Origin of the sequence: Flavobacterium sp. WC2430 (genome assembly GCF_040822075.1) — a bacterium.
Taxonomy (GTDB): Bacteria; Bacteroidota; Bacteroidia; order Flavobacteriales; family Flavobacteriaceae; genus Flavobacterium.
On sequence record NZ_CP162007.1, the window covers coordinates 1,876,772 to 1,897,892 of the forward strand.

The 21,121-nt window shown below is 33.1% G+C and carries 24 protein-coding genes and 3 tRNA genes; 13 read left to right on the forward strand and 14 right to left on the reverse strand.

Annotated elements, in window-relative coordinates; all coding sequences use genetic code 11:
- The first annotated feature begins 41 nt into the window (after nt 1-41).
- Together AB3G36_RS08215 and AB3G36_RS08220 are read left to right on the forward strand one after the other, a co-directional pair.
- Nucleotides 42-404 carry a transposase gene (locus AB3G36_RS08215; RefSeq protein WP_367753414.1) on the forward strand — a complete coding sequence of 121 codons (363 nt, stop codon included), beginning with the start codon at nt 42-44 and terminating at the stop codon, nt 402-404.
- A 13-nt stretch (nt 405-417) separates the two neighbouring features.
- Nucleotides 418-1,371, forward strand: coding sequence for a transposase (locus AB3G36_RS08220; protein WP_367757913.1), 954 nt, complete (start codon nt 418-420; stop codon nt 1,369-1,371).
- A 111-nt stretch (nt 1,372-1,482) separates the two neighbouring features.
- Here the strand turns inward: AB3G36_RS08220 and AB3G36_RS08225 are convergent.
- From AB3G36_RS08225 to AB3G36_RS08235, 3 genes are all read right to left on the reverse strand, one after another.
- A tRNA-Leu gene (locus AB3G36_RS08225) sits at nt 1,483-1,565 on the reverse strand.
- A gap of 43 nt (nt 1,566-1,608) precedes the next feature.
- Nucleotides 1,609-1,681: transfer RNA gene (locus AB3G36_RS08230), tRNA-Lys, on the reverse strand.
- Between the two features lie 39 nt (nt 1,682-1,720).
- Nucleotides 1,721-1,793, reverse strand: a tRNA-Lys gene (locus AB3G36_RS08235).
- A gap of 126 nt (nt 1,794-1,919) precedes the next feature.
- On the opposite strand from AB3G36_RS08235, the gene AB3G36_RS08240 reads away from it, so the two are divergent.
- Nucleotides 1,920-2,438: a shikimate kinase gene (locus AB3G36_RS08240; RefSeq protein ID WP_367757771.1), complete on the forward strand. Its 519-nt coding sequence runs from the start codon at nt 1,920-1,922 to the stop codon at nt 2,436-2,438.
- Here the strand turns inward: AB3G36_RS08240 and AB3G36_RS08245 are convergent.
- Entirely contained in the window at nt 2,430-2,930 is a 501-nt protein-coding gene (locus AB3G36_RS08245; RefSeq protein ID WP_367757773.1) for a phosphoribosyltransferase family protein, read from the reverse strand. The two genes, AB3G36_RS08240 and AB3G36_RS08245, sit on opposite strands and share 9 nt — an antisense overlap.
- Nucleotides 2,931-2,962: 32 nt before the next feature.
- On the reverse strand, nt 2,963-3,355 hold the full coding sequence (locus tag AB3G36_RS08250) for an RNA-binding S4 domain-containing protein (RefSeq protein WP_367757775.1): 393 nt from the start codon (nt 3,353-3,355) through the stop codon (nt 2,963-2,965).
- A 78-nt stretch (nt 3,356-3,433) separates the two neighbouring features.
- On the opposite strand from AB3G36_RS08250, the gene AB3G36_RS08255 reads away from it, so the two are divergent.
- Nucleotides 3,434-4,339, forward strand: a complete 906-nt coding sequence (locus tag AB3G36_RS08255) for an FKBP-type peptidylprolyl isomerase (RefSeq protein WP_367757777.1) — start codon at nt 3,434-3,436, stop codon at nt 4,337-4,339.
- A 128-nt stretch (nt 4,340-4,467) separates the two neighbouring features.
- Here the strand turns inward: AB3G36_RS08255 and AB3G36_RS08260 are convergent, their stop codons facing one another.
- Both AB3G36_RS08260 and AB3G36_RS08265 read right to left on the reverse strand, forming a co-directional pair.
- Entirely contained in the window at nt 4,468-5,421 is a 954-nt protein-coding gene (locus tag AB3G36_RS08260; RefSeq protein WP_367757779.1) for a transketolase family protein, read from the reverse strand.
- A 56-nt stretch (nt 5,422-5,477) separates the two neighbouring features.
- Entirely contained in the window at nt 5,478-6,332 is an 855-nt protein-coding gene (locus AB3G36_RS08265) for a transketolase (RefSeq protein WP_367757781.1), read from the reverse strand.
- 199 nt (nt 6,333-6,531) lie between these two features.
- On the opposite strand from AB3G36_RS08265, the gene AB3G36_RS08270 reads away from it, so the two are divergent.
- The 3 genes from AB3G36_RS08270 to AB3G36_RS08280 all read left to right on the forward strand — a co-directional run bounded on the left by AB3G36_RS08270 (nt 6,532) and on the right by AB3G36_RS08280 (nt 8,827).
- Nucleotides 6,532-7,113 (forward strand): Crp/Fnr family transcriptional regulator, encoded by a 582-nt coding sequence (locus AB3G36_RS08270; protein WP_367757782.1) that lies wholly within the window; start codon nt 6,532-6,534, stop codon nt 7,111-7,113.
- Nucleotides 7,114-7,202: 89 nt separating this feature from the next.
- A complete protein-coding gene (locus AB3G36_RS08275) occupies nt 7,203-7,718 on the forward strand; it encodes a hypothetical protein (protein WP_367757784.1) in 516 nt (171 codons plus the stop codon).
- 14 nt (nt 7,719-7,732) lie between these two features.
- Nucleotides 7,733-8,827: an alkene reductase gene (locus AB3G36_RS08280; RefSeq protein ID WP_367757786.1), complete on the forward strand. Its 1,095-nt coding sequence runs from the start codon at nt 7,733-7,735 to the stop codon at nt 8,825-8,827.
- 158 nt (nt 8,828-8,985) lie between these two features.
- Here AB3G36_RS08280 and AB3G36_RS08285 read toward each other — a convergent pair whose 3' ends face one another.
- From AB3G36_RS08285 to AB3G36_RS08305, 5 genes are all read right to left on the reverse strand, one after another.
- Nucleotides 8,986-9,297, reverse strand: coding sequence for a rhodanese-like domain-containing protein (locus AB3G36_RS08285; protein WP_367757788.1), 312 nt, complete (start codon nt 9,295-9,297; stop codon nt 8,986-8,988).
- 10 nt (nt 9,298-9,307) lie between these two features.
- Entirely contained in the window at nt 9,308-9,586 is a 279-nt protein-coding gene (locus tag AB3G36_RS08290; RefSeq protein WP_367757790.1) for a rhodanese-like domain-containing protein, read from the reverse strand.
- A 173-nt stretch (nt 9,587-9,759) separates the two neighbouring features.
- Nucleotides 9,760-10,335: a ferritin-like domain-containing protein gene (locus AB3G36_RS08295; RefSeq protein ID WP_367757792.1), complete on the reverse strand. Its 576-nt coding sequence runs from the start codon at nt 10,333-10,335 to the stop codon at nt 9,760-9,762.
- A 397-nt stretch (nt 10,336-10,732) separates the two neighbouring features.
- Complete coding sequence (locus tag AB3G36_RS08300; RefSeq protein WP_367757794.1) at nt 10,733-11,155, reverse strand: DUF1003 domain-containing protein; 423 nt, start codon at nt 11,153-11,155, stop codon at nt 10,733-10,735.
- A gap of 443 nt (nt 11,156-11,598) precedes the next feature.
- The gene (locus AB3G36_RS08305) at nt 11,599-12,141 is read right to left on the reverse strand and encodes an RBBP9/YdeN family alpha/beta hydrolase (RefSeq protein ID WP_367757796.1); all 543 of its coding nucleotides are present in this window, start codon (nt 12,139-12,141) and stop codon (nt 11,599-11,601) included.
- A 112-nt stretch (nt 12,142-12,253) separates the two neighbouring features.
- Between AB3G36_RS08305 and AB3G36_RS08310 the strand changes: the two genes are divergently transcribed.
- Nucleotides 12,254-13,084: an alpha/beta hydrolase gene (locus tag AB3G36_RS08310; RefSeq protein WP_367757798.1), complete on the forward strand. Its 831-nt coding sequence runs from the start codon at nt 12,254-12,256 to the stop codon at nt 13,082-13,084.
- Nucleotides 13,085-13,086: 2 nt separating this feature from the next.
- Here the strand turns inward: AB3G36_RS08310 and AB3G36_RS08315 are convergent, their stop codons facing one another.
- Complete coding sequence (locus AB3G36_RS08315; protein WP_367757800.1) at nt 13,087-13,941, reverse strand: L,D-transpeptidase; 855 nt, start codon at nt 13,939-13,941, stop codon at nt 13,087-13,089.
- 202 nt (nt 13,942-14,143) lie between these two features.
- Here AB3G36_RS08315 and AB3G36_RS08320 point away from each other — a divergent pair, with 202 nt between their 5' ends.
- Nucleotides 14,144-14,611, forward strand: coding sequence for a hypothetical protein (locus AB3G36_RS08320; protein WP_367757802.1), 468 nt, complete (start codon nt 14,144-14,146; stop codon nt 14,609-14,611).
- Between the two features lie 115 nt (nt 14,612-14,726).
- On the opposite strand, the gene AB3G36_RS08325 is transcribed toward AB3G36_RS08320, so the two are convergent.
- Nucleotides 14,727-15,404, reverse strand: a complete 678-nt coding sequence (locus tag AB3G36_RS08325) for a haloacid dehalogenase type II (RefSeq protein ID WP_367757804.1) — start codon at nt 15,402-15,404, stop codon at nt 14,727-14,729.
- 448 nt (nt 15,405-15,852) lie between these two features.
- On the opposite strand from AB3G36_RS08325, the gene tgt reads away from it, so the two are divergent.
- From tgt to AB3G36_RS08345, 4 genes are all read left to right on the forward strand, one after another.
- Nucleotides 15,853-16,983: a tRNA guanosine(34) transglycosylase Tgt gene (gene tgt / locus AB3G36_RS08330; RefSeq protein WP_367757806.1), complete on the forward strand. Its 1,131-nt coding sequence runs from the start codon at nt 15,853-15,855 to the stop codon at nt 16,981-16,983.
- 92 nt (nt 16,984-17,075) lie between these two features.
- A complete protein-coding gene (locus AB3G36_RS08335; RefSeq protein ID WP_367757808.1) occupies nt 17,076-18,164 on the forward strand; it encodes an LptF/LptG family permease in 1,089 nt (362 codons plus the stop codon).
- The gene (locus AB3G36_RS08340; protein ID WP_367757810.1) at nt 18,151-19,035 is read left to right on the forward strand and encodes a DMT family transporter; all 885 of its coding nucleotides are present in this window, start codon (nt 18,151-18,153) and stop codon (nt 19,033-19,035) included. Before AB3G36_RS08335 ends, AB3G36_RS08340 begins: the two co-directional genes overlap by 14 nt.
- 139 nt (nt 19,036-19,174) lie before the next feature.
- Nucleotides 19,175-21,106: an LTA synthase family protein gene (locus tag AB3G36_RS08345; protein ID WP_367757813.1), complete on the forward strand. Its 1,932-nt coding sequence runs from the start codon at nt 19,175-19,177 to the stop codon at nt 21,104-21,106.
- Nucleotides 21,107-21,121 lie beyond the last annotated feature (15 nt).

A 21,121-nucleotide genomic window follows, 5' to 3' on the forward strand; every position in this document is an offset into this window, starting at 1 on the left:
AATATTAAATTAAGATATTTGTATTTATAAATTTAATACAAATGCAAGATTCTTTTGTTGAACTTCTCAAGTTATTGTTACCAGAAATTATAGTTGATTATTTTGAACTTACTTCATATAAAAAAGGGGAAGAAATTCTTCATCTTTATTTAAAAGAGATTAATTCGATTCCAAAAGAATATCGTCAAAACAAATTAAGTTCAAAAGGATTCTTTGATGAGATAACTGTTCAAGATTTTCCAATCCGTGGACATCAAGTTTATCTACATATCACCCGCAGAAGATGGCTTAACGAAGATAGTGGACAAGTTGTATTTAGGGATTGGAATTTAGTAGCAGACGGAACTCGGGTAACACAGGAGTTCGCGTCTTTTTTAAAAGAAATCAATAGATTCCAAGCCTAATGATTGCAATGCTATTGCTTCTTTCTACGGTGTAAGCGGTAAGAATCTGCAACATCATTACAAAGATTTCTTAAGTGATTTTAAAATCTGGAATCAAAAACCACACGCAAAAGAATGGCTTATTTTTCCTGAAAACATTGGAAAAAGACTGTCATTGGACGAAACCTCACTATCCAACGGTGAGCTCTATACAATTCTAACTAATAAAGCAGCAAAAGGTAGAAAAGGAACCATCGTTGCAATGGTTGCTGGAACTAAAGCTGAAACAGTAATCGCTATCATTGAAAAGATACCTCTTAAACAACGAAATCTAGTCACAGAGATAACCCTAGATATGGCAGGAAATATGGGGTTAATTGCCAAGAAATGTTTTCCTAATGCAACTCGTGTCATCGATAGATTCCACGTTCAAAAATTGGCCACAGAGGCCTTACAAGAAATCAGAATCAAATACCGTTGGCAAGCAATAGATCAGGAAAATGAAGCTATAGAAAAAGCCAAGGAAAACAAGAAAAAGTTCGAATCTGTAGTGTTGACTAACGGGGATACACTTAAACAATTACTAGCCAGAAGTCGCTATTTCTTATACAAGAATAAATCAAAATGGTCTGAAAATCAATTACAACGTGCCCATTTATTATTTGAATTATATCCTGATATCAAAGAGGCTTACAATCTATCTCAAGGATTACGCAACATTTTTGAAAGTACAGCCGATAAAATAATCGGTTTTGCTAGACTTGCAAAATGGCATGAAAAGGTAAGTCAATCTGGGTTTAAGTCTTTCAATACAATATCTCGAACCATAATCAATCATTATCAAAACATATTGAACTATTTTGATTATCGAAGCACAAATGCATCAGCTGAATCTTTCAACGCCAAAATAAAAGCGTTTAGATCTCAATTTAGAGGTGTTAGGAACATTGAGTTTTTCCTTTTTAGACTAACAAATATTTATGCTTAATTTTTGTTGCTCCACAGGTTTTGGGATTGATCCTAGATTAACCAATATATCAGTTTGTAAACGAAAAAAAGGTATAAGTAGTTGATCAACTACTTATACCTTTTTTTAAAGTGACCACGGTGGGATTTGAACCCACACGCCCTTGCGAGCACCAGCCCCTCAAGCTGGCAAGTCTACCGTTTCTCCACGTGGCCTAAAAATAAAAAAGGTCAAGTAATAAATTACTCGACCTTTTAGTGACCCGACTGGGGCTCGAACCCAGGACCCCATCATTAAAAGTGATGTGCTCTACCAACTGAGCTATCGAGTCAAAGCTTTCAAGGAAATTATGTGTTGATCACTACAATTGTGACCCGACTGGGGCTCGAACCCAGGACCCCATCATTAAAAGTGATGTGCTCTACCAACTGAGCTATCGAGTCATATTCTTTCCTTGAATGCGGGTGCAAATATAAGGACTTTTTTTGAAGTTTTCCAAGCAATTTTATTATAAATTTGTCTTTTTTTAACAATTAATCTTAACGCCTTAGTTTATAAGGTTTTATTCTATGAAAAAAATTATATTATTAGGCTATATGGGTTGCGGTAAGTCTACCATTGCCAAAATGCTTTCAAAAAACATTCAAATTCCATTTGTCGATTTAGATAAATATATCGAGGATAAAGCAAATAAGTCCATAAACACTATTTTTGAATTGTATGGGGAGATTTATTTTAGAAAGCTAGAACATGAATCTTTCGTTGAATTATTAAATTCTGATCAGGAAGTTATTATTGGTTTAGGCGGAGGTACTCCCTGTTATGCAAATAATCATGAATTATTAAAAGGGAATGGCGTAAAATCTATTTACCTAAAAGCATCTATACAAACTTTGTTTGATAGATTGTCTGTTAATAAGAGTAAAAGACCGCTTATTGCCAATAAAAATGATGAGGATATGAAGGAGTTCATAGCCATGCACCTTTTTGAAAGAAGTTTTTATTACAATCAAGCACAATATACCGTTTCAGTAGATGCTAAAACGATAGATGAGACGGTAAATGATATTCTAGCTGTTTTAGCTTAAATAAGCGTAACTGTCATCGTTTTCATCAAATACAACTTGAACGTGCTCTAATAGAGAGGTAGAAAGTGAAATTCCTTTAAAATCAGCTTTAACTGGGTATTTTTTGTGATTGCGATCTACTAGGACAGCTGTTTTGAATTTTTTCAATGGAACATCTAGAAAATGTCTTACAGCATATATAAGTGTAGTACCTGAGTTTAATACGTCGTCAATTAGGATTAGTCCTTTGTTGGCATATTGTTCTTTGGTTATAGATGTGTGTATTGGTAATTCAGGATGTTGTTTGTCAATATGAACTTCGCATAGTAAAACATTTAAAGTGGAAATGGTTTTAAGTTCACTTGCTATTTTTTCTGCAAAAACATAACCATTAGTGGCAATTCCGGCAAGAACTACCTCGTTTTCATCTACAAAAGTCTCGTAAATTTGATAGGCAATTCTTTTTATTTTATGCTCTATTTCTTGATTTGTTAAGATGATGTTTTTGCTCATTATTAGATTTGTTTCAAGTTTACTATTTCAAGTTATTCTGTGTCTTCTTCTTCGGATATGATTTCGTTACCAAATTCATCAATATCTCGTCGGTCTTTTTTGGTTGGTCTTCCAGTACCGTTTTTTCTATAATGGTCTTTCGATAATTTTAGTAGTTCTAAATGTTGATACACTTCGGCTGGAGTATCATTTCTTCTGTAAATATCAACTAATTTAGCTCCTACGCGATTCTCTGGAATATCTAAAACGGTGATTATCTGGGTGATTTGATCTTTTCTAAATGTGATTTTATCAGTCGGAAAAACCTCTTTTGATGGTTTAGCAACATGACCATTTACAGTGACATGATTCTTTTTACAAGCCTCTGTTACCATATTTCTTGTCTTGTAATATCGGACACACCATAAATATTTGTCTATTCTCATAAAAATTCTAAAATCGGAGTTAAATTGTTTACAAAAATAAATCAATATTGTATCTTGCGCACTTAAAAAGCAACAATAATGAACAAATTTAAGTATTATTTTATTTTAATAATTACAACATTCTCTTTATTTTCATGTTCGAAGAACGATACCCCTGCAGTTGAGCCACTTAGAGATTATGCAGAACAATATACAACCGATAATACTACTATTGAACAATATTTAAAAACATATTATATTACTGTAGTGGATCACCCTGGTTTTTCTGATGATCAGGATGTTACTTTTACTAAAATTCCGGATGGTGGAAGTCAAAAATCAATTTGGGATCAAACGGATTATGAACTAAAAAGTAGAACAGTAAGTTTAAATGAGGTTAATTATAATTTATATTATTTAGTTTTGAGAACGGGAACAGGAAGTTCACCTACAAATGTAGACGGAGTTTTGTCGTCTTATAAAGGAGATTATTTGGAAGAGATTAGTGCATCAAATGTAACTACACTAACAGCAACACCATTTGAGGAAGTGAAATACCCACAACAAATGATAAGTCTATTTAGTACTATCACAGGTTGGAGTGAGATTTTTCCACAATTTAAAACAGGGAGTTATACTACTAAAGAGGACGGTACTATTTCATACAAAGATTTTGGAGCTGGTATCATGTTTGTTCCGTCAGGATTGGCTTATTATGCTTCAGGAAGTGGAGTTGTTCCTGCTTATGTCCCTTTGGTTTTTAGTTTTAAACTATATGAATTGCAAAGACTGGATCAAGATGGAGACGGTGTTCCTTCTTATTTAGAAGATCTAAATGGTGATGGTTATGTTAGAAGTTTTGCTACGGGTATTGTAAATCCTGACGATACTGACGGTGACGGTATTCCCAATTTCTTAGACGTTGATGATGATGGAGATGGCTATAGCACGAAAAGAGAAATTGCTGCAGGAACAGATTATTTAGATAAAAATAGTCACCCATAGTTAGTTAGTTTATAAACTTCAAAATTTAAGAAGTTTCAGTTTTTTAGTTGAGATTTACTTATTTATATGATATAAAAAAATCCCATTCAGTAATGAATGGGATTTTTTAATGATATAATAAAGAAGAATTATTTTCTTTTGATTACTCTTTCAACAGCTTCAACAATCGCTTCATTGTTTAACTTGTATTTTTCCATTAATTGAGCAGGAGTTCCAGATTCACCAAAACTATCATTAACAGCAACAAACTCTTGTGGAGCAGGATTGTTTAAAGCTAATACTCTAGAAACGCTTTCTCCAAGTCCTCCAAGGATGTTGTGCTCTTCGGCAGTAACGATACATTTAGTTTTAGCCAATGATTTTAGAATGGCGCCTTCATCTAGTGGTTTAATCGTATGGATGTTAATTACTTCAGCAGAAATTCCTTTAGCCTCTAATGCTTCAGCTGCAATAAGTGCTTCCCAAACTAAATGCCCTGTTGCTACAATAGTTACGTCAGTACCTTCACTAAGCATAATCGCTTTCCCTATTACGAAAGGCTCGTCAGCAGGCATAAAGTTAGGTACAACTGGACGTCCAAAACGCAAGTAAGCTGGACCATGATGATCTGCTAATGCTAGCGTAGCTGCTTTAGTTTGATTGTAATCACAAGTATTAATTACTGTCATTCCTGGCAACATTTTCATTAATCCAATGTCTTCAAGAATTTGGTGTGTTGCACCATCTTCTCCTAATGTTAATCCAGCATGTGAAGCACAGATTTTTACATTTTTTTCGGAGTAAGCTACTGATTGACGAATTTGGTCATATACTCTTCCTGTAGAGAAGTTAGCAAAAGTTCCTGTGAAAGGAATTTTTCCACCAATAGTTAAACCAGCTGCAATTCCAATCATGTTTGCTTCAGCAATTCCAATTTGGAAAAAACGCTCCGGGTGATTTTTTTTGAAATCATCAAATTTCAATGATCCAATTAAATCCGCACAAAGTGCAACAACATTTTCATTTTTCTGACCTAATTCAGTCATTCCCGCTCCAAAACCTGAACGAGTATCTTTACTTCCTGTATTTGTATATTTTTTCATTTTCTAATTTAGATTTTTGGCAGTATTCTACTGAACACTAATTACTGAATACTTTTTTAGTAATCTGAATTACCTCCAGTATTATAATTCTGTCCTAAAGCATTTTCTAGTTGAGCATCATTTGGTGCTTTACCATGCCATGCATGACTGTACATCATATAGTCTACTCCGTTACCCATCTCAGTGTGCAATAATACACAAACTGGTTTTCCTTTTCCTGTTCTCGATTTTGCGTCATTCATACCAGCAATGATTGCTTCGATATTGTTCCCTTCTTTTATTTCAAGAACATCCCAATCAAATGCTTCAAATTTTGCACGGATACTACCCATAGCCAAAACTTCATCAGTAGTTCCGTCAATTTGTTTTCCGTTAAGGTCAATTGTAGCAATAAGATTATCTACTTTTTTAGCAGATGCATACATGATTGCCTCCCAATTTTGCCCTTCTTGTAATTCACCATCTCCGTGAAGCGTATAAATCAAATGGTTGTCACCATTTAATTTTTTTGCTTGTGCAGCACCAATACCAACAGATAAACCTTGTCCAAGTGAACCAGATGCTATTCTTACTCCTGGTAAACCATCGTGAGTAGTTGGGTGTCCTTGTAATCTTGAATTAATCAAACGAAAAGTCGCTAATTCAGAAACTGGGAAATAACCGCTTCTTGCTAGTACGCTATAAAATACTGGAGAGATATGACCGTTTGAAAGGAAGAATAAATCTTCTCCAATTCCGTCCATATCAAAACCCTCTTTGCGTTCCATAAGGTTTTGGTATAAAGCTACTAGAAATTCAGTACAACCAAGTGAACCTCCAGGGTGTCCTGAGTTTACGGCATGTACCATTCGAAGAATGTCTCTTCTTACTTGGATAGTTAAATCGTTTAATTGTTGTGTGTTAGGCTTCATTTTGTGTGTAAAAGTTAAACTGTTGCAAATGTAATTTTTATTTTGGCGTAAGACAAATGATTTTTGATTTTGTTATACTGCGATTTCGCTCATAAATTTTCTAAAAAAAAGTGAATACCCTTTATTTTTCGTGAAATTTATTTTCTTTTTTTTACAATCGCTTTTTTTATAATGTTCCTGTAATTATTACCTTGCGAGTATGTACGAACAATTAGAAAAGAGTATTGGTGAAAAGGTAACACTGTCAACTGAAGAGTTTGAATTGTGTAAAACTTTTTTTATCCCAAAAAAAATCAGAAAAAAACAAACCTTACTTCTTGAAGGGGATGTTTGTACGTACAATGCCTTTGTTGAAAAAGGGATTTTAAGGTCCTATACTACTGATGAGAAAGGACATGAAAATGTAATACAGTTTGCTTTTGAAGGATGGTGGATTACCGATTTATCTAGCTTTTTAACTGGAGGAAATTCTACTTATACTATTGAAGCTTTAGAAGATTCCGAATTATTGTTATTAACCACGACAGCCAGAGAATCATTAATGAATGCGATTCCTGCTTTTGAAAGGTATCAAAGACTTTTGTTGCAAAATGCATATATCGCTTTACAAACTAGAATCAATAGTGCATTGACAGCTACAGCCGAAGAAAAATATTTAAAATTGACCACTTATTACCCTGATATTGTGACCCGTATCCCACAACATATGGTGGCTTCGTATTTAGGCCTTACTCCCGAGACATTAAGTCGAGTGAGAAAACAAATAAACCTTCGCAAATAAAATTGATCTAGATCAATGTCATTTCTTATTCTACCTCAATGGAAGAAGAGACTTTCCCGTTGTAGTTTTGCTTCAATAAAATAATGATTATGCAAAACTTTAAAACAATTGCCGTTATTGGTGTTTCAGACAAAAGAAATTTTGTGGTATTAAATGAGCTAGCAGCTCGTTACCAAATGTTATTATTTGATAAAAACGAAAAGGCACTTTCGGATGTCCATCAAGCACTTTTAGTTCAAAATCGATATGCTTCTATCGAAAAGATGGCTTGTCCCACTAATGCAAGTTGGGAAGCAGATATCATTATTCTTTCAGGATTTTGCATTAACGATGCTAATATAGTTCATAATATTAAAAATGTTGCTACAGCAAAAATTGTAATTATTATGGAAAATGATGATGAGTTTACCAAATCAATAAATCATCAAGTAAGTTTTGATCTTATTTTTCCACATTCAAAAATAGTCGAAGTTATAAATATAAACACCGATGATAAAGCAGAGAAAGAGTTCCTTTTAGAAGGACATGATTCTAATGCTTTAGATATCGTTTCAACCATTTTAGAAGGAATTGGTTTCAACACGTATGTCTCACAAATTAATTAATAAAAATAAATCTTATGAATAATAGCATTTTATTACAACCCTATACATTCAATTCTACATCTTTTAATAACCGTATGGCTATGGCACCTATGACAAGAAGCCGGTCAGGAAACGAAGGAAACTTGGCTACGGAACAAATGGCAATATACTATTCTGATCGTGCCGATGCAGGTTTACTAATTACCGAAGGTACCGTAGTGAGCACGAAAGCAGTAGGTTTTATTAATGTTCCGGGAATTTACAGTGCAGCACAAACGGAAAGCTGGAAGCAAGTGACGCAAGCGGTTCATAATAAAGGAGGGAAAATATTTGTTCAATTATGGCATACTGGTAGGTTGTCACATCCAGATTTACATAATGGAGAATTACCTCACGCTCCCTCGGCAATTAATCCTGAGGCCAAAGCATTTACTGCTCAAGGTTTTGTAGATACCGTAACTCCAAAAGAAATGACTGTTGCCGAAATTAAAACAACTATTGAAGATTTTGCAAATGGGACTAGAAATGCCGTAGAAGCGGGTTTTGATGGTGTTGAATTACATGCAGCCAATGGGTATTTATTTCATCAGTTTTTTAATGGAGCCTCAAATACACGTACAGATGAATACGGCGGAAGTATTGAAAATAGAGCCCAAATTTTATTTGAAACCTTAGATGCCCTAAAAGGAATTATTGATTACTCCAAAGTGGGAGTTCGATTGAATCCATCTATGCACGGTGTACAAGGAATGACAATAGACAAGGAAACAATTCCTGTACATGAATATATTGTAAATCGTTTAAACGACTACGGATTAGCTTATGTACATTTAACGGAACCTTTTACGGATGTTAGTGAAGTACCTTATGCCGTTACTGAAGTAGCCAAACATTTTAGACCTATATATAAAGGGTTGTTGATGATTAATAAAAGTTTTACTAAAGAAACAGGTAATAAAGTGATTGAAGAAGGGCATGCCGATATGGTCGCGTTTGGTGTTCCTTTTCTAGCTAATCCTGACTTAGTTGCTCGATTTAAGAAAGATGCTCCCCTGAATACTCCAGATCCAAGTACTTTTTACACTTTTACTGAAAAAGGATATAATGACTATCCTAAAATGGAAGTTTAATCGATTTAATTTGTTGATGAGATTTACTGTTTATTAATTCTTATATATGATGCAATAAAATAATGATTATATGAATTAGAAAATCTCATAAAAAAAGCTCCATAAATTTATGGAGCTTTTTTTTAAGCATTTTCTTCTAAAAAAGAGATGCTTTTTTTCTAAATTTTGCTTTGTAAACTGCTCCAGCCTCCACCATTGTGAACAGTGGTAAATCCGTTTGATTTTAAAATACTCTTAGCCGATGCACTTCGCATTCCTGATGCGCAACAGGTAATAATAGTTTTCTCTTTTTTGATTTTAGTAATATGGCTATTAAGCTCATTCAAAGGTGCGTTTACAGAGCCTTTTATATGACCTTGTTTGTATTCTCCTGGGCTACGAACATCAAGAATTAGAGCTCCTTGTTTAACTAAATTAGCGTAGTCTACTTTTGGTCCTAAACCGAATATCTTTTTTAAGGTGTTTATCATTTTAAATTATTTATTTTGATTTATAATAGTTTACCTCTAGCCACGAACCACCATTGTAACATTCAATTCCATGTTGTGAAAGGAAATGTTGTGCTTGTCCACTTCGATTACCAGAAGCACAACATAAAATAAGCGGTGCTTTTAGTTTTTTTATCTCTTCAATTCTTTCGGGGATTTCATTTAGGGCAATGTTAATGGAGTCCACTACATTTCCTCCAATAAATTCACCATACGAACGTACGTCAACAATAGTTCCCTTGTCTTCTTTTATTATTTTTTCTAAATCCATTTTTTTGTTTTCTAAATTTTATTGTACAAAAGTAATAGAACTCAAAAGGGTTTACAGTAACATTTGTTACATAAAGAAGTATTTTGATATTTTTTTTATTAAACTTTTGTGTCATTAAAAAAGCCTGCTACTAGGAACAGGCTCATTTAGATTTAAATATAAATTAGTGCTGTTTATGCTCTAATATTTGTAATAGCATCTGCTCTAAAAGCATTTTTATTAATGGATGAAAGGGCAATATCTGTTAGTTTAGCATCTGCTTTTTTCTCTTCATCCAATGTTTTGGCCAGTAAAGTTGCCGCTTTATTTTCTCCAAGAGTTTTTGCAAAAGCGTGTAAAGTGCCATATGTTGCAATTTCGTAATGTTTCATTTTTTGTTCGGAAGCAATAATACTGGCATCACGTACCATTCCATGATCGGTTTTTTTGATCATATTAGCATTTTCTTTCAGAATCCCTTCCATAGCATCGCATTTTTGTGCTTTGGCCTCAATTCCTGTAGTTTCAAATATTTTTTCTAATCTGGAAACATGTTCATGTGTTTCCTTTAAATGATTTTTTAAAGTTGTTTTTAACTCAGGATCAGAAGCATTTTCCATCATTTTAGGTAAGTTTATGCTAAGTACCTTTTCTGCATAATAAATATCTTTCAAGCCAACTTCAAATAAATCTCTTAATCCATGTGAAGGATTTGCTTTTGCTTTCATTGTTTCTTTTGAAGCTTCTGGTTTTCTAGTTGTAGGTGCCATAATAATTGGTTTTTATATATTAATAGATTGTATTATAAAAATTTTTGTCTTTTTCTAATTTCTTTTAATTTTCAATATAAGGAGTATTTCTTCTTTTTCTATTTATAAAGTTATAAATATTTTATTTTAAGTAACTGTTAATTAACTTAATATAAACATAAACTGCGTAAATTAACTAAAAGTAGTAAGGCGTTTCTTTGTAATAACAATATGTTGTTTTTTGAGTTTTGTTAGCTTTCTTTAAAGAGAACTAAAAAATATATTTTTCAAATTTATTTAAACATAATTAAAAACAAAAAAGCCAGTTAAACCTTTTGATAAAGGAAAAACGGGCTTATTGATACAAGTTTTTAAATGTTTTTATAATGCGATAATAGCTGGTGAAAAGGTTTTATAGTTATTGTATCGAATTGTTTTTCATTTCTTCAAGTAGTTTAATTATTTTATCCAATTTGTCTACTTCGATATTATTTAACTTTAGGGTTAATGCTTCGATTTCCTGTTTAGCATCAATATTAGTTTGGTAATCTGCTTGTGCTTGCATTCGGTCTCTTTCATTTTGTCTATTTTGAGACATCATAATGATAGGAGCGGCATAAGCGGCTTGAGTAGAAAAAACAAGATTAAGTAATATAAAAGGATAAACATCCCAATGCTTCACAAAAGCCAATAAATTGAGACCCATCCAAAGTACAACTAGTATTGTTTGTACAATAATAAATTTCCATGAACCCATTCCTTTTGCTACACTATCAGCTAGTCGGCTACCAAATTCTAATGTTTCAAGATGTTTTTGATGCCAGTTATTCGTTTTTATCATTGTTTTTAAATTAGTGTTTTTTTTATAAATATTTATATCAAATATAACTCAATCTTTGTTTCGATAAATTAAAATTTTAGTTAATGTGAGTACATTGTTGGTCGAAAGAAAATAGTCATTTGGCTACACAATTAATAGCGTTCATCTAACAGGACATTTATGAGCTTTAAAGTCTTTATATATTTGTGGTATAGTTTTAGATAATAGATAGGTAACAACAAGTATTATAATTGGTTATTATGTTTTGTTGAGAAGGTCAGTAAAATAAGTGTACCTGTAAATGCATTCGCTTGAGATAAGATTAAATCATTAGCAACACTTTGAAGAAAATTACAGAGCGGACCATACAGTTAAAATATAGAATGTTTAGTTTTTTAGTTGATTGGTTAAATTCCCCAATTTAGCCGTTTAGAACAGTCTTAGCTTTCTTAGTTAAGACTGTTTTATATTTTAATTATCAATTTATTTAATAATTCTTGTCCTTCTTCCCAATATTGCAATTGCGATTCAGAGTTGAGGTGCCCTTTTAGTCCTACATTGATAAAAGTACTTCCCCATTGATTTGCTAGAAAAACAGCTTTTTCCACAGAAATATAGGGATCGTTAGCACTCGTTACCAGAATGGTAGGGTACTCTAATTTGGATAAAGGAATTGGCGAAAAGTTTCTTGTTTCTTCTGGTGTGTGTAATGGTGAATCGACATCAGCAGGAGCCACAAGTAAGGCGCCAGCGATTTTATTTGTACTATTCTTTTTTGACCAATGCGCTACAAGTGAAACAGCTAGACTATGAGCGACAATAATAATTGGGCCGTCAATGCTATAGATACTTGAGGAAAGTGCATTAAGCCAATCCTCTAAAATTGGATTGTCCCAATCTTTTTGAATTACTTTTTTTGAATTTTCAAATTTGTTGAGCCAATAATTTTGCCAATGCTCTTTTCCAGAATCACCTAATCCAGGAACTATTAATAAGGTAAAGTTCATGCTTTTTTTATTTTTATAAAACCAATTGTACTGAATTGCAATGTACTATTTTCCAGTAATACAATTACCATTTTTAAGTTGGCTTTTTTGTCATATATTCGTTAAAAAAAAGATGCGTTTTCCTATAGTTATTTTATTAAGCGGGATTTTATTGATGGGTTGTAGTTCTAAAAAATTTACTTCCGTTTCTTATCTAAAATCAGCAGAGAGTACTACTACAAATAGTCCTAAGTTGAATGTATTTGTTCCAAGAAGTGATAAAAGCGCACCTTTTCCAATTTTAATTTTTGTGCACGGAGGAAACTGGAACAGTGGTAGAAAAGGAACCTATGATTTGTTAGGAAGAAATTTTGCTAGCAAAGGAGTAGTTACTATTATTCCTGATTATACTTTAAGTCCAGATGCTAGTTATGATGAAATGACCGAGCAAATCGCATCAGTAATTCAATGGGTAAAAGCGAACGGCAGCAAGTATAATGGAAATCCAAATCAAATTTTTATTACTGGTCATTCTGCGGGAGGGCATTTAGGGGCCTTGGCAGTTATGAATCCAAAATATGGTATTGATCCTAAAAGTATTTCTGGGATTATATTAAATGATGCTGCTGGGCTGGACATGAAGAACTATTTAGAACAAAATCCACCAACAGCAACCGATAATTATTTGACTACTTGGACCAATAGTCCTGATCAATGGAAGGAAGCTTCTCCCATTTATTTTTTGAATAAAAATACGCCACCGTTTTTAATCTATGTTGGGGACAAAACGTACCCTTCTATTAAAGTAGCAAACAAGCATTTTGTTGATGCCTTACAACCCTATCAACCAACAGTTACTCCAATGCATTTAAATAAAAAACATATTCCTATGGTAACACAATATTTATGGCCATGGAGCAACCGTTTTGATGAGGTTATTGAATTTATGAATAGTCATAAATAATTCTATTTGGCTTTTTGAAAGGAAGTTCTATTTTTTTGTTCCGATAAAATACCGCTTAATAAAGGTTTCGTTAGTTCTTCTATTTCATTCTCTGTGATGTCAATCGCTTTTGAGTTGTCAATTAATTGCAACCAAGGTTTTGGAGCATCAAAATTATAAGAACCAAAAACAACTACTGGAGTACCTTTTACTTTTACATTTTCTTCATCAGCTAGTACCCATTGGTCAGCCCAATCATACAGGTAACGGGCATCTTTTTCCTGAAGACGCAAGCAAGAATGAGAAGCTGGATAACCAGGTAAACTGTATTGATGCCATCCCACACCTTCTTTGTTAGCAATATTAAAGTTCCATTTTAAATCCCATTCATCATTGAAAGTACTCGTTGTTTGTTCCGCCTTCCAGTTGGTATAGAAAAGTCCAGTAGGGGTTTGGTCTTTTTTTCTTCCCATATTAGTTGGCCCCGTATAGATTAACTCTCCATTTTCATAGGCTGCAAATGTTTGTGTTGGGTAAGAAAAATAGATGATTTTATCAATATCTTTTAGATACTCAACATGAGTAGGAAAAGGCAAGTAAAATTCAATATCACCGTTGAAATCTCCAGGAATGATTACTGAATCCATTTGAGTAAAATTGGTTTTGTCAGTTCTATTAAGTGCAAGGGCAATATCCATTTTTAGGGAATCTTTCGCATTTTGTTCCAACCATTGTTTTGTATTAGTTAATGTATAAGAGACCATTTTAGGTTGTTTTCTTACGCGCACTTTTTTGGTTTTAATAGATTCTGTTGATTCATTTTGCTTACATGAGTAAAGTACTACGATAATGCTTAAAAGAAGAATAATTTTTTTCATAGGTTAATGTTATAATACAAAATTGGGCTAAATTCTTGACCAAAGTATTACACAATTATCGATTTAATTTATTTTATTCACATATTAAAAATCTTATTGGCGGGTTAAATTGGGACAATTTTTTACGATAGGGTAGGGTGTTTCCACTTCTAGTTGTCTTACTAGTATAAACGATAGTGTACTATCACTAAAATTTAAAATTATGAAAGCAATTAAAACAATACTAGCAATAACACTTTTTGGAATTATAGGAACAGTAAATGGGCAAGAAGCTAGAGTAAAAAATGAAACGGCCATAAATACGAATCAAGATAGAATGGCGTATTATGAGCAAAGAGGAGCGGAAGATGCTCGTTTTGAGTTTGAATTTAAAGCTAAAAGCAAAGCAGATGAAAAATCTTTTTGGGAAGAACAGAAAGAGTATGAAAAGAATTTAAAGAAGCATAATAGGAAAGCGTATCGCGCTTATATATCGAGTAAGCAAGAAGCCTATGCAGAGCACCATCATCATTGTGATGGACATTGTTACCATAGCGATTCGTTTTACCAGCATGCTGGATATTACTACTATGGGTATGATGAACAAAACTATCAAACAACTCCTCACAGTACTTCAGTAAATACACAAATACGAGTAAACACACCAAGTGTGCGATTAGGTGTTTTTTAATAATTTGAATTAGTAAAAAAAGCCGCTCTTTCTTAATAGGAAACAGAGCGGTTTCTTTTTATATAGTAATTTACAACTACGCTAAATTTATAAGTCAAAAGAGTTGAAGTTTTAATTATTCTATCTTTTCTAATTGATCCTTTAAATCAGTTATTTTTTTTATCGTCAAGCTAGGTTCAATACCCCAAGGGTCAAAGAGGGAATCGGGAGTGCGTTGGACCCAAGCGGAACGCATCCCATACGATATAGCACCTATAACATCAAAAGGATTGCTTGATATCAACCAAGAATTGGATGGAGTTGAGTTCGTTTCTGTATTGAAATGTTCGTAAACTAATGGGCTTGGCTTGAAAACTTTAACGTCTTCCACGCTTACAATTCCATTAAAAAGGTCTCTAATTTCCGCATTGATTAAAAGAGTCGAAATCGTATTTTTGCTCCCATTTGAAAAAGCATATAAGGAATGTCCTGCTTCTTTAAGATTTTGCAAGCCCGTTTTTACATCAGGAAATGTAGGTAAAATGGTGTATTCATGCAGTAGTGTTTCTTTCTGTCTCGAACTTAAATCGACAGCAAATGCTTGACAACAATAGTCCAAAGCATTTTGAGTACAAATAGAAAAATCGACAAATTGATTCATTAATCCCCGTCTAAAAGAATATTCTAATTGCTTGTTTCTCCAACTGTCCATGAAGATTTTTGCTTTCTCGCCAATCATTTCTTCTAATGTATTGAAAACTCCGGAGGTGTTTATTAATGTTCCGTAAACATCAAATGCTAAAGTGTATTTCATCTATCTTGTGAATTAGTCTTTTTAGTTTGGTCATTCAAATAATGCTAAAAAAGTTAAATTTAAATGAGGTTTAATAATTTTTAAAGTTCATTTATTTCAATAACAATTGTTTTTGCCCAAATATCACCTAAACGTTGGTGTTTATCGGTATTTTTTATGGTTATTTTATCGATAGCACAACTTTGCATGAAGGATAGGAGCGGCATCTCCTGCTTTAGAAAAACAAGGCTTTTTTTGGCCGTAGTTTTTCTTATCAGGAATACAGCGGATAGCCTGACCGGAGCTTTGGCGGAGGGCATGCCCAAATGATTTTATTACAAAAATCACTTTAGAAACGACTTTTATCGTTGATTTCCCAAATCTTAATTAAATTTTTGAATTATCTAATTCTCTAGTTTTCAAATTAACCTATCTTTGCGCGCCGAACAATCGGTAGAAAAACGGTATTATGAAGTTTGATTTATTAAAAAAAGACCCGCAGTCGAAAGCTAGAGCGGGAAGTATTACTACAGATCACGGTGTTATTGAAACGCCAATTTTTATGCCTGTTGGGACTGTTGCCTCGGTAAAAGGGGTGCACCAAAGGGAATTAAAAGAAGATATAAACCCAGATATTATCTTGGGAAACACCTACCATTTATACTTGCGTCCGCAAACGGAAATCTTAGAAAAAGCAGGTGGATTACATAAATTCATGAACTGGGACCGTAATATTTTGACGGATTCAGGTGGATATCAAGTCTATTCTTTGTCTTCTAATCGTAAGATTAAGGAAGAAGGAGTGAAGTTTAAGTCGCATATTGACGGTTCATACCATGTGTTTACACCAGAGAATGTAATGGAAATTCAGCGTACCATAGGTGCTGATATTATCATGGCTTTTGATGAATGTACACCATATCCTTGTGACTATAATTATGCAAAGCGCTCTATGAAAATGACACACCGTTGGTTAGACCGATGTGTGAATCATTTGGAGAAAGTGCCTATGAAATACGGTTACGATCAAGCATTTTTTCCTATTGTTCAAGGAAGTTGTTACAAAGACTTGCGTCAACAATCGGCAGAATATATTGCAAATTCAAACCAAGTAGGAAATGCTATCGGTGGACTTTCAGTAGGGGAACCAGCTGAGGAAATGTACGCAATGACTGAAGTGGTTTGTGAAATTTTACCCGAAGATAAACCCCGTTACTTAATGGGTGTGGGAACTCCAATTAATATTTTGGAAAACATTGCACTGGGAATTGATATGTTTGACTGTGTGATGCCTACGCGTAACGCCAGAAACGGAATGTTGTTTACCGCAAATGGTTCAATCAATATCAAAAATAAAAAATGGGAAGCCGATTTTTCACCAATTGATGAAATGGGACACACATTTGTTGATACAGAATATACGAAAGCCTACTTACGTCACCTGTTTGCAGCCAATGAATACCTGGGGAAACAAATTGCTACGATTCATAATCTTGGATTTTATATGTGGTTGGTTCGTGAGGCTAGAAAACATATCTTAGCAGGGGATTTTAGACCATGGAAAGAGATGATGGTGAAAAATATGAACCAGAGATTGTAAAAATATGGTGATTTGTTTATTCGGTTATTTGTTTAATCGTATAAAAAACACATTTTTTTTAAACAAATAAACGATTAACCGATTACACTTTTATGTTAACAATAATAGACAAATACATTCTGAAAAGATACTTAGCCACTTTTTCGGCGATGTTGTTGATGTTTGTACCTATCGGGATTATTATTGACGTTTCGGAGAAAATCAATTTCATGATTGAGAACAAGATTCCCTTTCTTGATATTGCAGTTTACTATTATAATTTTACAATCTATTTTGCCAATAATTTATTCCCGATATTCCTGTTTTTGTCCATTATTTGGTTTACTTCCAAGTTGGCTAACAATACAGAAATTATTGCCATACTAAGTTCGGGGATTTCTTTCACCCGATTTTTAAGGCCCTTTATTATTGGGGCTACAATTGTCTCTTTAGTTGTTTTATTCTTGGGTTTTTCTATTGTTCCTGCTGCCAATGAAGGCTTTAATAATTTTAGGTATACCTACCTTAGAACGGGAGGAAAAGAGCAAATGCGAGGAGACAATACGGATGTATATAGACAAATTAATGACAAGGAGTTTTTGTATGTTAATAGTTTCAATACCGCATCAAAAGTGGCTTTTAATTTTGCGTTAGAAAAATTCGAAAAAGAAAAATTGGTTTCTAAAATTACGGCTAGCCGAATAAAATGGAATCCCAAAGATAAAACCTACACGATGTATGATTATACAAAGAGGACTGTAGGAGAATTAGGGGATAAAATTGAAAAACAACCAGAAAAGAAGGCGAAATTCAGTTTTGAGCTGGATGACTTAACACCTGTTATTTATATTGCTGAAACCTTGCGTATAGATAAGCTAAATAGTTTTATTGATAAAGAAAGAAAAAGAGGATCATCCAATATAAATATATATATGGTGGTATTTTATAAAAAGTTCAGCGTTCCCATATCAGCATTTATTTTGACCATTATTGCGGTTTCAGTTTCTTCCATGAAACGTCGAGGCGGAATGGGGATGAACTTAACCATAGGAATTTCAATTGCTTTTTCTTTTGTGTTTTTTGATAAAATATTTGGAGTACTAGCAGAGAAGTCTACTTTCTCTCCTTTCTTGGCGGTTTGGTTTCCTAATATTGTTTTCGGAATTTTAGCTATATTTTTATTACGCAATGCAAAACGATAAATTTAAAAGTTATTTAAATCTTCATTTAATCGTTTTTATCTGGGGTTTTACGGCTATTTTGGGTGCTTTAATAACCATCACTGCTGATGCAATTGTTTGGTATCGCATGTTAATGGCAGGAGTGTTTCTAGCATTGTTTATTGTTTTCAAGAAAAAATCATTCAAAATACCAACAACTGCTTTTCTTAAACTTGTTTTTGTAGGACTCTTGATTGCACTACATTGGGTCACTTTTTTTCATGCTATCCATGTTTCTAATGTTTCCATAACGCTATCTGTTTTTTCATTAGGAGCTTTTTTTGCCTCTCTATTAGAACCTCTTTTTTATGGTAGAAAAGTATTGTGGTACGAAGTTTTATTCGGACTCATAATCATTGCGGGACTTGGCATGATTATGAAAGTAGAGGTTAATTATTTTGAAGGAATGATTTTTGCACTTATTTCCATTTTACTAGGAGTACTGTTTACTTTAATGAATGGAAAATTAATTCATAAACACGATCCATCAGTTATTTCTTTCTACGAATTTATGGCTGGTGTTTTCTTTATTTCCATTTACTTTATTTATGAAAATAAATTCTCAACAGACTTCTTTATACTAACAACTCATAATTGGATGCTTATTTTACTTCTGGCTTCCATTTGTACGGCTTATGCTTTTACAGCTTCGGTGAAAGTGATGGAAAAGCTAAGCCCTTATACGGTGATGCTTACTACCAATCTAGAGCCCGTTTATGGAATTGTTTTAGCCTATTTTATTATTGGTGGAAAAGAGAAAATGAGTACTTCTTTTTATATAGGAGCTGTGATAATTATTTTGACAGTAATCCTGAACGGTATTATTAAACACAGGAAGAAAGAGATTGTATAATTGCCATATAATCATTATGTTGGTTAGAATTAATCTTTTTTCAGTTAATAACTTCAGCTTGTAATTAGCTTTTTTTTAACAGCCCCAAACAAATTAAATGTGATACCTTTGCAAAGTTTTACTAATTAAAAAACAAGGAATGCAAAAACACCTGCGATTAAACGAATACAAAGTCTTATTTTTTAGACTGTCTCTTGCTTATCTTTTTTACTTCATTGCGCGAGTTTTATTTTACGTTTATAATGCCGATTTATTACGAGTAGAATCATTTTCTGACTTTATTTCCTTGTGTTATTATGGACTGTCATTTGATACGACAGCGATCTTATATGTCAATTTACTTTTTATAGTTGTATCGATTATTCCAGTATTTAAAAACACTAATAATGGATACCAAAGGTTTTTGTTTTATCTTTATTTTGGAACCAACTTGCTGGCTTATTCAACTAATTTTGTAGATTTTATTTACTATAAATTTACTTATGCGCGCTCTACAACTGCTGCTTTAAGTGTATTAGAGCACGAAACGAATAAGGCTACTTTGTTTTCTAATTTTTTATTGGAGTATTGGCATGTTTGGGTATTGTTCGTTTTATGTGCTGCATTATGGGTTTATTTGTATAAAAAAGTAACCGTACTTGCTTTTAAACCTACGAAATACATTCCTTATTTTAGTTTTTCCACCGTTGCCTTTTTATTGATTGTTCTTTTTGTAATTGGAGGAATTCGTGGTGGTGATTTTAAAAAATCAACTCGCCCAATTAATCTTTTAGATGCCAGTCGTCATGTGAAGAATATTGTCCATTCGGATCTAGTTTTAAATACGCCTTTTGCTATTTTTAGGACATTGTTTACTAATGGGTTTTCTAAAACGCATTACGAAGGAGTTACAGAGAAAGTGATTCTAGAAGAAGTAAAACCAATTAAAGAGTATCATAATAATCCAAAAACAAAACCCAATGTGGTTGTTTTTATATTGGAAAGTTATGGAAGAGAATATATAGGAGCATTTAATAAAAACACAAATATTCCTAATTATAAAAGTCATGCGCCGTTCTTAGACTCCTTGTCACAGCACAGTATGATTTATACCAATGCCTACGCAAATGGAAGGCAATCTATTCACGGAATGTCATCGGTTTTGGCTGGGATACCTTCGTTTAAAGATGCGTTTACGTCTTCCCCTTATCCAAAGCAAAAAATAGAATCACTCGTTTCTGTTTTGAAAGGAGAAGGATATGATACTTCATTTTTTCATGGGGCTGCCAATGGTTCTATGGGATTTTTAGGTTTCAGTAACATTCTAGGTATCGATCATTATTATGGAAGAACAGAGTTCAACGACGATTCTCAATTTGATGGTTTTTGGGGAATTTGGGACGAACCTTTCTTACAGTATATGAAGAATACTTTGGACAAAAAGAAAACTCCTTTTTTCGCCTCCGTTTTTACAGTTAGTTCACACGAACCTTATATTATTCCTGAAAAATACAAAGACCGTTTTCATGAAGGAGGAGTGCCTATTCATAAATGTGCAGAATATACTGATTTTGCCTTGAAACGTTTTTTTACAGAAGCCAAAAAACAACCTTGGTTTTCCAATACGATTTTTGTTTTGGTCGCGGATCATTGCAACCAGATTTTTTATGATGAATATCATAAACCTATTAATCGTTATGCTGTCCCAATAATCATTTACAAACCAGGAAGTGATTTAGTAGGTGTTGATACTGATTTAGCACAACAAATCGATATTTATCCGACTATAATTGATATGATTGGCTATGATAAACCATTTAGGAGTTGGGGTAGGAGTTTATTAGATAAAAAATCAAGCGCTCCTTTTGTATTAAATTCTACGGGCAGTATTTATCAATTCTCAAGAGGGAATTACATCTGTACTTTTGACGGAAAAATAGCATTAGGGTTTTATGATAAGGACGATAAAGCATTGAAACATAATTTAATTAAAAATAGAAATGCAGAGATGGATGATATTGAATTGAATTGTAAAGCTTTTATTCAAGATTATATGAATAGAGTAATTGATAAAAATTTATATTCAAAGTAACTACTGTTTTTTTTA